The organism is Aquimarina sp. EL_43, from assembly GCF_943422735.1.
Taxonomy (GTDB): domain Bacteria; phylum Bacteroidota; class Bacteroidia; order Flavobacteriales; family Flavobacteriaceae; genus Aquimarina; species Aquimarina megaterium.
The window spans coordinates 5,767,810-5,782,571 of the sequence record NZ_CALSBR010000001.1 but is presented as its reverse complement, the minus strand read 5'-3'; the positions used below and the strand labels follow the sequence as shown (position 1 = coordinate 5,782,571).

The window sequence follows — 14,762 nt, the reverse complement described above, 5'->3', positions numbered from 1 at the left end:
TAGATTAATATTGTAGTATAGGTATAGGGTAGGGTATTGTTGATCTTTAATGGGCTTCTACGGTATTTATGTAATACCTCTTAGAATTATCTAATGAAGAGTTTTAAAGCTGTTTTGTGTTGTTGATGCTTTTTGTGTTTATGTAAAGTTTATGATATCAGAGTGTTAAAAAAAAGTTTCAAAATAGTTACTAATTTTTGTTGTTAGAAAGAAAAAGGATTGTATGTTTGCACCCGCAAAACGGGATAATGTTTTGCGAGTTCATTGAGAGTTGTTTTTTTGATTTTATAGTTAAGAAAAAGTTTTAAAAACTTTATTAAAAAGTCTTGTCAGAATAAAAAAGGGTTGTATGTTTGCGCCCGCAAAACGGGATAATGTTTTGTTAGTTCATTGGGATTGGATTTGAGATTTTAGTAGGGTTGCTTTTTTTTAAAAAATAATTCAAAAAAAGTTTTGCTAGTAACAAAAGGGGTTATATATTTGCACCCGCTTAGCGAGACAGCACAAGTTCATAAAAAATACGTAGTAATGGTTTAGGATGTTTTGATAGCATTTTTGGGGTTCGATTCCTTGAATTACGATCTATAATTAATAGCGATGAAGATTGCTTTATTGATTAAAATAAGTTCATAGACATATTGATTGACAGCGCGTATTAAACTATTAGTATAGTTTATTACATTTAGAATAAAGACTAGAGACATATTGAGATACGATTATAATTCCGTTGTATTGTTTTAAATAATATTTAAAGACAAACGATGAAGAGTTTGATCCTGGCTCAGGATGAACGCTAGCGGCAGGCTTAACACATGCAAGTCGAGGGGTAACATAGTTGCTTGCAACTGATGACGACCGGCGCACGGGTGCGTAACGCGTATAGTACCTACCTTATAGTAAGGGATAGCCCAGAGAAATTTGGATTAATACCTTATAGTATCCTAAGTGAGCCTTCACTAAGGATTAAAGATTTATCGCTATAAGATGGCTATGCGTTCTATTAGCTAGTTGGTATGGTAACGGCATACCAAGGCTACGATAGATAGGGGTCCTGAGAGGGAGATCCCCCACACTGGTACTGAGACACGGACCAGACTCCTACGGGAGGCAGCAGTGAGGAATATTGGACAATGGAGGCAACTCTGATCCAGCCATGCCGCGTGTAGGAAGACTGCCCTATGGGTTGTAAACTACTTTTATAGAGGAAGAAACCATTTCACGTGTGAAATGCTGACGGTACTCTACGAATAAGGATCGGCTAACTCCGTGCCAGCAGCCGCGGTAATACGGAGGATCCAAGCGTTATCCGGAATCATTGGGTTTAAAGGGTCCGTAGGCGGTTTAGTAAGTCAGTGGTGAAAGTTTTCGGCTCAACCGGAAAATTGCCATTGATACTGCAAGACTTGAATTATTGTGAAGTGGTTAGAATGTGTAGTGTAGCGGTGAAATGCATAGATATTACACAGAATACCGATTGCGAAGGCAGATCACTAACAATTAATTGACGCTAAGGGACGAAAGCGTGGGTAGCGAACAGGATTAGATACCCTGGTAGTCCACGCCGTAAACGATGGTTACTAGCTGTTTGGACTTCGGTCTGAGTGGCTAAGCGAAAGTGATAAGTAACCCACCTGGGGAGTACGTTCGCAAGAATGAAACTCAAAGGAATTGACGGGGGCCCGCACAAGCGGTGGAGCATGTGGTTTAATTCGATGATACGCGAGGAACCTTACCAGGGCTTAAATGTAGATTGACAGGTTTAGAGATAGACTTTTCTTCGGACAATTTACAAGGTGCTGCATGGTTGTCGTCAGCTCGTGCCGTGAGGTGTCAGGTTAAGTCCTATAACGAGCGCAACCCCTGTTGTTAGTTGCCAGCGAGTCATGTCGGGAACTCTAGCAAGACTGCCGGTGCAAACCGCGAGGAAGGTGGGGATGACGTCAAATCATCACGGCCCTTACGTCCTGGGCCACACACGTGCTACAATGGCCGGTACAGAGAGCAGCCACTATGTGAATAGGAGCGAATCTATAAAGCCGGTCACAGTTCGGATCGGAGTCTGCAACTCGACTCCGTGAAGCTGGAATCGCTAGTAATCGGATATCAGCCATGATCCGGTGAATACGTTCCCGGGCCTTGTACACACCGCCCGTCAAGCCATGGAAGCTGGGAGTACCTGAAGTCCGTCACCGTTTAGGAGCGGCCTAGGGTAAAACTGGTAACTGGGGCTAAGTCGTAACAAGGTAGCCGTACCGGAAGGTGCGGCTGGAACACCTCCTTTCTAGAGATTTTCTATTTTATATAGAGAAGCAGAAATGATACGATGGAATGTATCTTAGTTGTTTTTAGTCTTTATGCTGTTAATTAATTATTTAGTTGTTAGTTTTTGGTTGTTAGTTGATTGTTTCAACGATCAACAATTAACCACCAACACACAACTATGAAGAAGTCTCATAGCTCAGCTGGTTAGAGCGCTACACTGATAATGTAGAGGTCGGCAGTTCGAGTCTGCCTGAGACTACAAAGTCGAAAGACAGACGAGAAGTTTATCCTGAGTTTATCGAAGGGAGTCTGCCTGAGACTACGGTTTTTAATTCTGGATTTTTGAATTACGAATTACGGATTAAAAAAAAGTTCATAAAAAAATATTGAAAGGAAATTTTAGAAGTTGAGAATTCATTACTTCATCATTCGAGATTCTGGATTCGACATTTAGGATTTCAAATACTGGGGGATTAGCTCAGCTGGCTAGAGCGCCTGCCTTGCACGCAGGAGGTCATCGGTTCGACTCCGATATTCTCCACGATTCTTTAGATATAAGTATTGATAGATTATAAAGCACAGGATTCATGAGATGAAATAGTCTTTATAGTTGTTAATTTTATATTGTTATTAAGAAAAACGTTCATTGACATATTGATTTAAAAATACGAGCATTAATTGTTTACAATTAATGAACATAAAAGAGGTTGATACTGATTTAGTTACTTTATTGGTATCGACAAAAACTAAAAGAGCAAGTTAAAGCAAGACGCATAAGCTAATTAAGGGCGTATGGGGAATGCCTAGGCTCTCAGAGGCGAAGAAGGACGTGATAAGCTGCGAAAAGCTGCGGGGACAGGCACATACTGATTGATCCGCAGATATCCGAATGGGGCAACCCGGCATATTGAAGATATGTCACCTAGCAATAGGGGCGAACCCGGAGAACTGAAACATCTAAGTACCCGGAGGAGAAGAAAACAAAAGTGATTCCGTTAGTAGTGGCGAGCGAACGCGGATTAGCCCAAACCTGTATTGTTACGGCAATGCAGGGGTTGTAGGACTACGATATAAGATTTGTAATGAATTAGAATCCTTTGGAAAGAGGAGCCATAGACAGTGATAGCCTGGTATAAGTAAAGCGCAAAGATTTAGTAGTATCCTGAGTAGTGCGGGGCACGTGTAACCCTGTATGAATTTGGCGGGACCATCCGTTAAGGCTAAATACTCCTGAGAGACCGATAGTGAACCAGTACCGTGAGGGAAAGGTGAAAAGAACCCTGAATAAGGGAGTGAAAAAGATCCTGAAACCATACGCTTACAAGCGGTCGGAGCCATTATTGGTGACGGCGTGCCTTTTGCATAATGAGCCTACGAGTTACTTTTACTAGCAAGGTTAAGATGTTCAGCATCGGATCCGTAGCGAAAGCGAGTCTGAATAGGGCGCTATAGTTAGTAGTAGTAGACGCGAAACCGTGTGATCTACCCTTGGGCAGGTTGAAGCTTTGTTAACCCAAAGTGGAGGACCGAACCCGTTGACGTTGAAAAGTCTTGGGATGACCTGAGGGTAGGGGTGAAAGGCCAATCAAACTCGGAAATAGCTCGTACTCCCCGAAATGCATTTAGGTGCAGCGTTGGTATAGTTTTATAGAGGTAGAGCTACTGATTGGATGCGGGGGCTTCACCGCCTACCAATTCCTGACAAACTCCGAATGCTATAAAATGTTTACCAGCAGTGAGGGCATGGGTGCTAAGGTCCATGTCCGAGAGGGAAAGAACCCAGACCATCAGCTAAGGTCCCAAAATATATGCTAAGTTGAAAAAACGCGGTTGAACTGCTTAGACAGCTAGGATGTTGGCTTGGAAGCAGCCATTCATTTAAAGAGTGCGTAACAGCTCACTAGTCGAGCGGTTCGGCATGGATAATAATCGGGCATAAGCATATTACCGAAGCTATGGGATAGAAATATCGGTAGGGGAGCATTGTAGTGACGTTGAAGGTGTACTGTGAGGTATGCTGGAGTATCTACAAAAGAAAATGTAGGCATAAGTAACGATAATGCGGGCGAGAAACCCGCACACCGAAAGACTAAGGTTTCCTCAGCTATGCTAATCAGCTGAGGGTTAGTCGGGGCCTAACGCGAACCCGAAAGGGGTAGTGGATGGACAACAGGTTAATATTCCTGTACCTGCTCACACTAAAAGTGACGGAGGCGAGAAGTTAGTGCGCACTGACGGAAATGTGCGTTGAAGCCAGTGGTAACACGGCGATAGTACACTAAGGCTACGGCCGAGGTGATAATCTAGCGGATCGACTTCCAAGAAAACCGAGTGAAGCAGCCCGTACCGTAAACCGACACAGGTAGTTGGGATGAGAATTCTAAGGTGCTCGAGAGATTCATGGCTAAGGAACTAGGCAAAATCGACCCGTAACTTCGGGAGAAGGGTCGCCTCGCTTCGGCGAGGCCGCAGTTAAAAGGTCCAGGCGACTGTTTATCAAAAACACAGGGCTATGCTAAATAGAAATATGATGTATATGGCCTGACACCTGCCCGGTGCCGGAAGGTTAAGAGGAGATGTTAGATTTATCGAAGCATTGAATTGAAGCCCCGGTAAACGGCGGCCGTAACTATAACGGTCCTAAGGTAGCGAAATTCCTTGTCGGGTAAGTTCCGACCTGCACGAATGGTGCAACGATCTGGACACTGTCTCAGCCATGAGCTCGGTGAAATTGTAGTATCGGTGAAGATGCCGGTTACCCGCTGTGGGACGAAAAGACCCCGTGAACCTTTACTATAGCTTAGTATTGACTTTGGATAAGTAATGTGTAGGATAGGTGGGAGACTTTGATCATGCGTCGCCAGGCGTGTGTGAGTCATTGTTGAAATACCACCCTTTGCTTATTCGAAGCCTAACGTCTAGCGACGGACAGTGCTTGGTGGGTAGTTTGACTGGGGTGGTCGCCTCCAAAAGAGTAACGGAGGCTTCTAAAGGTTTGCTCAGTACGGTTGGTAATCGTGCGTAGAGTGCAATGGCATAAGCAAGCTTGACTGAGAGAGATACAGCTCGATCAGGTACGAAAGTAGAGCATAGTGATCCGGTGGTTCCGCATGGAAGGGCCATCGCTCAAAGGATAAAAGGTACTCCGGGGATAACAGGCTGATCTCCCCCAAGAGCTCACATCGACGGGGGGGTTTGGCACCTCGATGTCGGCTCGTCACATCCTGGGGCTGGAGAAGGTCCCAAGGGTTGGGCTGTTCGCCCATTAAAGTGGCACGCGAGCTGGGTTCAGAACGTCGTGAGACAGTTCGGTCTCTATCTACAGTGGGCGTTAGAAATTTGAGTGGATCTGACTTTAGTACGAGAGGACCGAGTTGGACGAACCGCTGGTGTATCTGTTGTTCCGCCAGGAGCATTGCAGAGTAGCTACGTTCGGAAGGGATAAGCGCTGAAAGCATATAAGCGCGAAACCCACCACAAGATGAGATTTCTTTAAAGGGTCGTGGGAGACTACCACGTTGATAGGCTATAGGTGTAAAGGCAGTAATGTCATAGCCGAGTAGTACTAATAACCCATAGGCTTATGCGCACACTCCGATAGGCAACTATCGGAGTGGAGAATTGCTTTGCAAGCTATATTTAGTGTTCTTTTATCGTGTATTAAATCAATATGTCAACAATATTATGTTAGTAGTGAGATATTAGTATAGTGTATATAGAGATATAATCTCTGAATATTCCTTACTGATTACTCAGGTACTAATCAAGATTTAAGGTGGTTATAGCATCGGGGCTCACCTCTTACCATTCCGAACAGAGAAGTTAAGCCCGTTAGCGCCAATGGTACTACAATCGTGGGAGAGTAGGTCACCGCCTTCTTTGAAAACCCTTCATTATTTAATGAAGGGTTTTTTTTTATGATTTAAAATATTAAATATAAAAATCCTCTTTATTTAAATAAAGAGGATTTTTAATTATCATACGTGTTTTTGGTTAAAAAGCGCCATAACAACAGCCATGAGAACAAAAGACAGGGAAGCCTGGTTCAAAAGGTCTGCATTGGTCTGAAGTATTGCAACTTTGCCCTGTATACCCACCGCCTGGTCTACAACCACCAAAATGCGCTCCCTTAATTGTAGATTGATCAGTTTTGCTTAGTTTTTTGACACCTTTCGTAATTAGAATTTTTGTATACATAATGATTAATTTAAGAGGTTAATAATTTTTATGATGATATGAAGTTATAAAATTTAAATTATGTATCACTTAAAAAATGAAAAGTATTCTAAAAAGTAATATTGTTATGGTGTTGTTTTTAGTTGGTTTCGTTTATGCATATCTGGGATCTTGAATATAGTCTTGTTTTACGATTTTAATAACTTCGATACTCAAAAAACCAAACTCTTTAACGACCTTACCATATATTCGATAAATACCTTTTTCTCTTAATCGATATTTCTCTTGCACCTTGGGAAATAGTAAAGTGTCAAAGATATTGCCAAACTGATCTAGAAACGTACCAAAAGCCATACGTTTTCCTGTATGAGTTTTAGTGTTTTTCATGGCTATAAGATATCCGTATATATCTATATTTTTATTTAGATAATCATATAGCTGATTCGCATTATTGCTGTTTTTGGGTGTGGTAGCTAATATTTTGAAGTAACCACAAAGTGGAAACCCGAAAGCTTCAATTTGCTCGAACATAGTTTCTAGTTTTGATACTTTTAATTCTGGAAGTGTATGTGATACTCGTTTTTGGTTAAATAAAAGAAATTGAGTGTGATTATTTGATGGAATGCTGTTTATTTTAAAATGAGCCTGCCATAATAGTTCATGTTTGTTTTTATTAGTAAACCTAAATGCATCAATCTTAATAAGGATGCTAATCTGTTCTATACTTATTTGTACTCTATCAATAAAATTATCTAAAGAAGTATATGGACCACTTTGAGAGCGATTCTTCAAAATGTTTTCTGAAACCTTATATTCTAGATTTCTTAGTATCATTAATCCTAAAAATATACTTTTGCCTTTTAAGGTGTGTTCGTAGTTACTAGTATTGATACAAGGAGTTAGTATGGTAGCTCCTAATATTTTGGCTTCATGAAGATATATTTCGGGGCGGTAGAAACCGCCTCCATTATTTAATGTTGCTACTAGATATTCTAATGGAAAATAAGCTTTAAGGAACAAACTTTGGTAACTCTCTACGGCATAAGAAGCAGAATGTCCTTTTGGAAAAGCATATCCTGCAAAGCTTGCTATCTGATCCCAGATTTCAAAAATTAAGGATTCAGCATAACCTTCATTTTTGCAGTTCTTTATAAATTTATTTTTAACATCTTTAAATTCTTTTCGCGATCTAAATTTACCACTCATACCTCGACGTAATACATCTGCTTCATCTAAGGTTAGTTTTGCAAAAAAATGTGCTACTTTAATTACATCTTCCTGATATACCATAATACCATAGGTTTCACTCATTAAATCAAGCATAATCGGGTGTGAGTTTTTTCTTCTTTCTACGTCATGTTCCCGTAAAATATACTCCCGCATCATTCCGCTTTTAGCTACTCCGGGACGTATAATTGAGCTTGCTGCTACTAACCCTAAGTAATTATCTGTTTTTAGTTTACTTAAAAGCATACGCATCGCAGGAGATTCTACATAAAAACAAGCCAGGCATTTTGCATCTCGTATCAGAGTATTTATTTTTTTATCTTTCTTAAACCTCTTTATATCATGAATATCAAAATTTGCTAATGCAGGTTGATTGTATGCTATAATTGTAATTGCGTCTTTAATTTTTGCTAACCCACGTTGCCCTAAAATGTCAAATTTGTATAAACCCAGATCTTCTGCGATAATCATATCATATTGTACAGTGGGAAACCCTTTGGGCGGAAGATCTGTGGCAGAATAATAGTGTAAAGGGTGTTCACTAATCAATATTCCGCTAGCATGTACGCTAAGGTAATTAGGGATACCTCGTATAAGATTACTATAAATGACTACCAACTTATGAATTTGATCAAGAGAGTTATAATCGTAATCTCCTTCACTTAACTTGTCGATTTCAAATTTTGGAAGACCAAATACTTTACCTAATTCTCTTATTGCTCCTTTATAATGAAAAGTAATGTAGGTTCCTAGTAATGCTACATTGTTAAATTCCTGGAAAATAAATCGAGTGATATCTTGTCTATCTTTCCATGAGAAATCAATATCAAAATCAGGAGGACTGGTACGGTGTGTATTGATAAACCGTTCGAAATAGAGATCTAGTTCTATGGGATCAACATCTGTGATACGAAGTAAGTATGCTACAATACTATTTGCTCCACTACCACGACCTACATAATAATATCCTTTGCTCTGTGCATAAGAGATAATTCTCCAGTTAATCAAAAAATAGGAAACAAATTCCATTTTTGTAATTAGCGATAGTTCTTTTTTTAGGCGATCTAGTACTTTTTTTGGAGGATTTGGATATCGATAGGCAAGACCTTCCTGGCAGAGCTTTTTAAGTAATTTATTATCTTCTTGTATACTGTTGGTGTATGTTTTTGGATTTAGCGAAGGGTTGTTTTTTGAAAAGTCAAAATTAATACAGCATTCTTCCTGGATTGCAAGGGTGTTTTTGATAATGAAATCAAATTCTGAAAATTTATTGTTTATTTCCTGATCCGGGATCATTTGTTCTGAAAAACAAGCCTGTTGGTTATTGGGTAAACGACTTAGTAGTATATTATTATCAATAGCCCTTAATAATCGATGGGCATTAAAATCTTTTTTATTTCTGAAGGTAACTGGTTGTAGTGCTATACATTTATCTTTCAGTTTTTGCAAATTAGAAAGACGAAATTTTGGAATGTCTTTTATAGCTATACCTATAAATTCATTATCTGTAAAATTGGTTTTATTTATAGATAATATGTATTCAAAAGGATATATGATATAGGCGTTTTTTACAGGAGGAGCTATTTTGGGAAAATCGGTTTTTTTATACGAATAGTATGATAAGAAATCATTTAGTTCTTTATACCCTTCATTATTTTTTGCCAATCCTATATATAAAGGTTGATGATTGTTTCTAAAGTCTATTCCTACAATAGATTTGATCTCATACTCTTTTGCTTTTCTAACAAAATTTAGGCAGGCAGAGGTATTGTTAATATCTGTTAGAGCAAGGCAGTTTATATTATTTTTTTTGGCCAACTCTAAGAGATCGATTTCAGAAAAAGTTCCGAAACGTAAACTATAGTATGAGTGACAATTAAGATACATTTAGTTTCATGTTTTGACTTTTGCATCAGGGGTAGCAACGACATCCTTTTTCTGTTAATTCATTCGAATTAACAGAAAAAGATATAGTGAATAACCCGCCCGGATGCCATTATTATGATATCGATGGGTAAAAACTATTGTTTTCTATGGGCTAATACAATAGGAGGCTGTCCATTAAATGGGTTTTGCATTCTGCCTATAGTTGTTGATCCTATAGCGGCGGCTCTTATTACACTTCGGTCTCCATATCGAATTCTAATGTTATCTAATGCCTGATATAAGTTAAGCTGCTTCTCACTATCATCAAATAAATTAATCTGGTAGTTGCCACCAACCAAATGGGTAAATCGTATTCCTATTAATCGAATTAATAATCGTTTTTGATATAGTTTTTCGAATAGCTCCAGAATTTTTGGGATAAGAATATGATCTGCGCTGGTATATGGTATTTTAAGTTGTTTAGTATATGTATTAAAATCAGAGTATCTGATTTTTACAGCAATGCAGGCAGTTAACTTATTTCCTCTACGCAATTGATAGGAGAGGTTTTCTGTCATTGCTATAAGGAGGTTTCTAAGTTTGTAGATGTCTATAGTATCTCTATCGAATGTTCTTTCTGTAGAGATTGATTTGCGTTCAGAAAATGCAATAACGGGGGTGTTATCTATCCCGTTTGCTCTTTTCCAGATGGTGAGACCGTTTACTCCAAGTACTCCTTTCATTACATCTACAGGCATATCCTGGATCGTTTTTATATAGCGAACTCCTAGGTTTCGTAAAGTTTGATATGTTTTATCACCTACCATTGGAATTTTTTTAACTGATAACGGAGCCAGAAACGGTTTTTCTGTGCCAAAATCTATCTTTAACTGGTTATTTGGTTTTGCTTCATTGGTCGCTACTTTAGATACTACTTTATTACCAGAAAGTCCAAAAGATATAGGAAGCCCCGTTTCGGAAATAATTTTTTGGCGTAATTCTAAAGAATATTTATAAGTGCCAAAGAATTTGTCCATCCCAGAAAGATCTGCATAGAATTCATCAATACTTGATTTTTCGAATACAGGTACATTTTCTTTGATGATTTCTGTAACTGTATCAGAGTATTTGCTATATGTTCCAGCATTACCTTTTATAACAACGGCCTCGGGGCACAGCTCTTTAGCAATTTTCATAGACATGCCAGAGTGTATGCCATAGGATCTGGTTTCATAACTGCATGCAGCTACAACACCACGATCACTAATTCCACCAACAAGAAGTGGTTTTTCTTTTAGAGTGCTGTTGATCATGCGTTCTACAGATACATAGAATGTGTCTAGATCAAGATGTAATATAGTTCTCAAAACAATAATTATGGAATAATTCCAAAAATAAGGAATTATTCCATAATTATTGTTTTATAACAATTTTTTTATTCACAACAGGGCAAAAAAAAAAACGACATCTCGCAAGAGGAGAGATGTCGTTCGTAAAAATTTTATTTTGGGGCTACAAAATAAAATTCAGCATTAATTAATTTTCTACCATATTATAACCGGCAAATTGTTGCATAGCGGTTTGGGTAAGTTCTTTTGCTCTATTTACATAGAATGTTTTTGTATCGTCGAGTGATTCGTTTTTTAGGTCATTTTCACTTCGCACATAATCAGCTTGTGATACGAATTTAGACTCTTCATTTAGAACTACACTTAATTCTTGTAGTGCGCTTTCTAATTTTTGTAATGCCATTTCGGCTTTTGATTTCATTAATGACTGTGCTTTTAATTCGGCAGCACGTTTAGCTTCAAATTCGGCTTTCATCTTATTTTGCTCAGCTATTTGTTGTTCGAGTTTTTGTTGTTCGATTTCTAACTGACGACGTTTTTCTTCTAATTCTTTTTGTTTGCTAGCGACTTCTTGAGTGGCTTCTGCCAATTCGTTTTCTCCCTCTGTAGAGGCTACATCTGCATCTGAATAATTATCACCATTAGCCTGACAAGAAGTTAATTGTTCTAGAAGTTGAGATCCCAATTCTTTAGCGCGTTTAGCAAAATATCTACTACGTTCGTAGGTATCTTGTTCTAACGAACTTTCCATATCAACTCTAGCTTTATATGCGGTTTCGTTTGCTTCTTTGCAACCACATTTATCAGCCAAATCTTCTACTTTCTGGAAAGCTTCTATAGCTTTATCGGCATATTCTTGGGTATGAAAGACGTTATTTGCCCCATGCGCTTTTTTACTGTGCGAGTATGCATAACTGGCAGCAGTTAAGGCATCGTCGTATATATTTTGAGCGTTAGTTCTGGGGATAAAACATAACAAAAATAGGATAAGTGCAATTTTTTTCATTCTTTGGGGGCTTTTTAAATCACATAGCAATAATACAATATTTTATATATAATATCCAAAAAAAACAGTCATTAATCGACGAAACACGCATTTTGTCTTAGTTTTTACGGGTAAACCTTATTTTTGGTGATAAATATCCTACTGTGTGTGAGAAAATAGGGTGATTGTTACTGTAAATCAATACCTAAACGATGATTTGCATGTAATATTATTTACGATATAACTTTTTTAAAAATTAATTTTATAGGCTTATCTATAAAATTTGTAAGTTAATTATGTATCTTACGTCTAAACGGCTCATGAAACAATTAGTTATCTCTTCAATAAATTATAATCTTAGTAGCGCTATAGATTTACTTAACGCTATAGATTCTACTACATATCAAAATAGTTCTGTTGGGCCATATTACTCTAGTATAGGTTCACATATACGCCATACTCTTGATTTTTTTGACTGTATAATTCATGGGTTAGACTCTAACAATATTGATCTAACAGCTCGTAAACGAGATGAAATATTATCTACAGATAAGGAGTCTGCGATACATCATATATACCAACTTCAGGAAACATTACTATCTTATATTGATACAAATACGGATTACCTAATTCATGTTACTGATAATTTGGGACAGGGAAAAGTAACTGTAAACTACACACTAGAGAGTATTCTTGCTCATGCCAATAGTCATGCGGTACATCATTATGCAACTATCGGATATATTCTTAATCGGCTAGGAGTAGAAATAAAAATTCCGGGATTTGGTTATAACCCGACAACACCGATTAGTAAAAGAGAGGGGATTTAGTTAAAAATGATTGTAAACTATTTTATTTTTTGCCAAATATTGATTCCATAATAGTTCTTAAACCTCTAAATGCCATAAATATCGCAAATCCTGCACCAATTATTCCTAATATTAATATAGGGATATATAACGGATGATCCTGATTTTTAAAAGCAGAATGAATAATAACCGGGCTAATAAACATAAAAATAAGCGCTATAGCCATTCGCTGCACTCCTTTACCTAATAGTTCTTTATTTGTTCTTTCAGGTTCCATAGTGGCTTATTGCATCACGTACATTTCCGTACTGTTCTAATATCGCAGAAGCTTTTGCATGATCGATTGATAATTCTTCCATGATCATACGTATTCCACGATCTACTAATTTATTATTACTAAGTTGCATATCAACCATTTTGTTCCCTTTTACTCGCCCTAATTGAATCATAGTGGCTGTAGAAATCATATTCAACACCAGTTTTTGGGCAGTACCGGCTTTCATACGAGAGCTTCCGGTTACAAACTCGGGACCTACGGTAATAACAATAGGAAATTGAGCAGTGATGGCTAAAGGACTACCTTCATTACAGGTAATACATCCTGTAATAATATTATGTTCATTACATTTTTGTAATGCACTTATGACATATGGAGTAGTACCTGAAGCTGCGATACCAATAACGACATCTTTTTCTGAAATCTGATATTCTTGTAACTCTTTCCAACTTTGTTCTGTACTATCTTCGGCATATTCTACAGATTTACGAATTGCAGTATCACCTCCAGCGATTAATCCAATAACCAAATCGGGAGAAACACCAAAAGTAGGTGGGCATTCGCTGGCATCTACAATTCCTAATCTGCCACTTGTCCCGGCTCCGAGATAGAAAATCCGACCGCCATTTTTAAGTTTTGGTACAATTTGAGCGATCAAAGCTTCAATCTGCGGAATAGATTTTTCTACAGCATCAGGAACTGTTTTATCTTCTTTGTTTATGTTGGAAAGCAACTCGTTAATACTCATTTTCTCTAAATGATCATATTTTGAGGATTGCTCTGTAGTTTTTGTAAATGACATGCTTCAAAAATACTCATTTTTGATTTGAAGACGGAAGTAACTTTCTTTTTTTAATGAAGTTATTTAGACTTTCTATGATTTTTTATAAAATACAATCCTTTTTTAAGGGAGAAACTATTTTCGACAAACTCAAAAATAGAATGAGCCCAATAAGAATAGGTTATTCTTTTATAGTAAAATCAAATCGATTAGCTTCAGAAATATTAAAATATCCCAAGGCAAAATTATCAATATTGGTTGTGTTAATGATATTGCCTCTTAGTAGAGCAGGAGGTGTTTGAAATGGATTTCCTCCTTCTTGTTCACTTTGTTCGATAAGTAGGTTTGCATAGTTGTAATAGCGTTCGTCAATTCCTAATATCTTGATGGTTACATTACGGCCGTTTACCATATCCTCGTAGAAATAAGAGAAATTGAATGCTTCGCCTTGATAAAAACGATCTTCGCTTGCCAGAAATAAACTGAAATCAAAATCAAAAAGGTAGAAATCATCACGAGTTCCGTCATCTGTAAAGAAAATAATAATTTCGGTCTCGTCGTCAAATAAAGTATTATCACCTTGCACTACATTATCAATAGGAACAGTAGGAATAAGTTGCGCAGTGGCAATAAAAGTTTCATTGTTGTAGATAACGGTAAGTTGATATGTCGTATCGAATTCTGGAGTAAATGTAGTTGAGTCTGGGGTATAAAACCCTGGCTCTGTTGATTCGGTAAAATTGATAATCGAATTATTAGAAAGATCTGTGATAAAAACGGTGGCATCACTTACAGTAGGAGTTTCTTTGTCGAAGAATGGAGCCGATAATGTAAGCCTTACTCCACCTTCGATATCAACTGGATTTTCGTCTAGATAATATTCAAAAGAAGCATCGATTACTAATCTTTGTTTTCCATTGGGGACCTCTATATCAATTGTATCTTCACAGCTAATCGATGTTATTAGAATTACCAGTATATAGATTAATTTTTTCATTGTTTCTGTTTCTAATTTTCTTTTCAGTGATCA

General features: G+C 37.6%; 8 protein-coding genes, 2 tRNA genes and 3 rRNA genes. 6 read left to right on the top strand and 7 right to left on the bottom strand.

The window, feature by feature from the left end:
- Positions 1 to 758 precede the first annotated feature (758 nt).
- The 5 genes from NNL09_RS24670 (at position 759) to rrf (ending at position 6,141) form a co-directional block, all read left to right on the top strand.
- A 16S ribosomal RNA gene (locus NNL09_RS24670) occupies positions 759 to 2,281 on the top strand.
- Positions 2,282 to 2,447: 166 nt separating this feature from the next.
- Positions 2,448 to 2,521 (top strand) — tRNA-Ile (locus NNL09_RS24665).
- Positions 2,522 to 2,729: 208 nt separating this feature from the next.
- Positions 2,730 to 2,803: transfer RNA gene (locus NNL09_RS24660), tRNA-Ala, on the top strand.
- Positions 2,804 to 3,033: 230 nt separating this feature from the next.
- Positions 3,034 to 5,851 (top strand): 23S ribosomal RNA (locus NNL09_RS24655).
- A 182-nt stretch (positions 5,852 to 6,033) separates the two neighbouring features.
- Positions 6,034 to 6,141: ribosomal RNA gene (gene rrf, locus NNL09_RS24650) — 5S ribosomal RNA — on the top strand.
- The 16S, 23S and 5S rRNA genes sit together here with 2 tRNA genes alongside, the layout of an rRNA operon.
- Before the next feature lie 114 nt (positions 6,142 to 6,255).
- Here rrf and NNL09_RS24645 read toward each other — a convergent pair.
- The 4 genes from NNL09_RS24645 to NNL09_RS24630 all read right to left on the bottom strand — a co-directional run bounded on the left by NNL09_RS24645 (position 6,256) and on the right by NNL09_RS24630 (position 11,886).
- Positions 6,256 to 6,459, bottom strand: coding sequence for a hypothetical protein (locus tag NNL09_RS24645; RefSeq protein ID WP_152538262.1), 204 nt, complete (start codon positions 6,457 to 6,459; stop codon positions 6,256 to 6,258).
- Between the two features lie 132 nt (positions 6,460 to 6,591).
- Positions 6,592 to 9,552 (bottom strand): DNA polymerase III subunit alpha, encoded by a 2,961-nt coding sequence (locus NNL09_RS24640; protein WP_196911401.1) that lies wholly within the window; start codon positions 9,550 to 9,552, stop codon positions 6,592 to 6,594.
- 134 nt (positions 9,553 to 9,686) lie between these two features.
- Positions 9,687 to 10,898 (bottom strand): DNA polymerase IV, encoded by a 1,212-nt coding sequence (locus tag NNL09_RS24635; RefSeq protein ID WP_255518929.1) that lies wholly within the window; start codon positions 10,896 to 10,898, stop codon positions 9,687 to 9,689.
- Positions 10,899 to 11,067: 169 nt separating this feature from the next.
- Entirely contained in the window at positions 11,068 to 11,886 is an 819-nt protein-coding gene (locus tag NNL09_RS24630) for a hypothetical protein (RefSeq protein ID WP_025663951.1), read from the bottom strand.
- A gap of 299 nt (positions 11,887 to 12,185) precedes the next feature.
- Here NNL09_RS24630 and NNL09_RS24625 point away from each other — a divergent pair, with 299 nt between their 5' ends.
- Positions 12,186 to 12,695: a DinB family protein gene (locus tag NNL09_RS24625; RefSeq protein ID WP_025663952.1), complete on the top strand. Its 510-nt coding sequence runs from the start codon at positions 12,186 to 12,188 to the stop codon at positions 12,693 to 12,695.
- A gap of 22 nt (positions 12,696 to 12,717) precedes the next feature.
- Here NNL09_RS24625 and NNL09_RS24620 read toward each other — a convergent pair whose 3' ends face one another.
- The 3 genes from NNL09_RS24620 to NNL09_RS24610 all read right to left on the bottom strand — a co-directional run bounded on the left by NNL09_RS24620 (position 12,718) and on the right by NNL09_RS24610 (position 14,729).
- Complete coding sequence (locus NNL09_RS24620; protein ID WP_025663953.1) at positions 12,718 to 12,951, bottom strand: DUF6095 family protein; 234 nt, start codon at positions 12,949 to 12,951, stop codon at positions 12,718 to 12,720.
- A complete protein-coding gene (gene murQ / locus NNL09_RS24615) occupies positions 12,941 to 13,753 on the bottom strand; it encodes an N-acetylmuramic acid 6-phosphate etherase (RefSeq protein WP_025663954.1) in 813 nt (270 codons plus the stop codon). Before murQ ends, NNL09_RS24620 begins: the two co-directional genes overlap by 11 nt.
- Positions 13,754 to 13,913: 160 nt before the next feature.
- Complete coding sequence (locus tag NNL09_RS24610) at positions 13,914 to 14,729, bottom strand: DUF4249 family protein (protein ID WP_196911402.1); 816 nt, start codon at positions 14,727 to 14,729, stop codon at positions 13,914 to 13,916.
- Positions 14,730 to 14,762 lie beyond the last annotated feature (33 nt).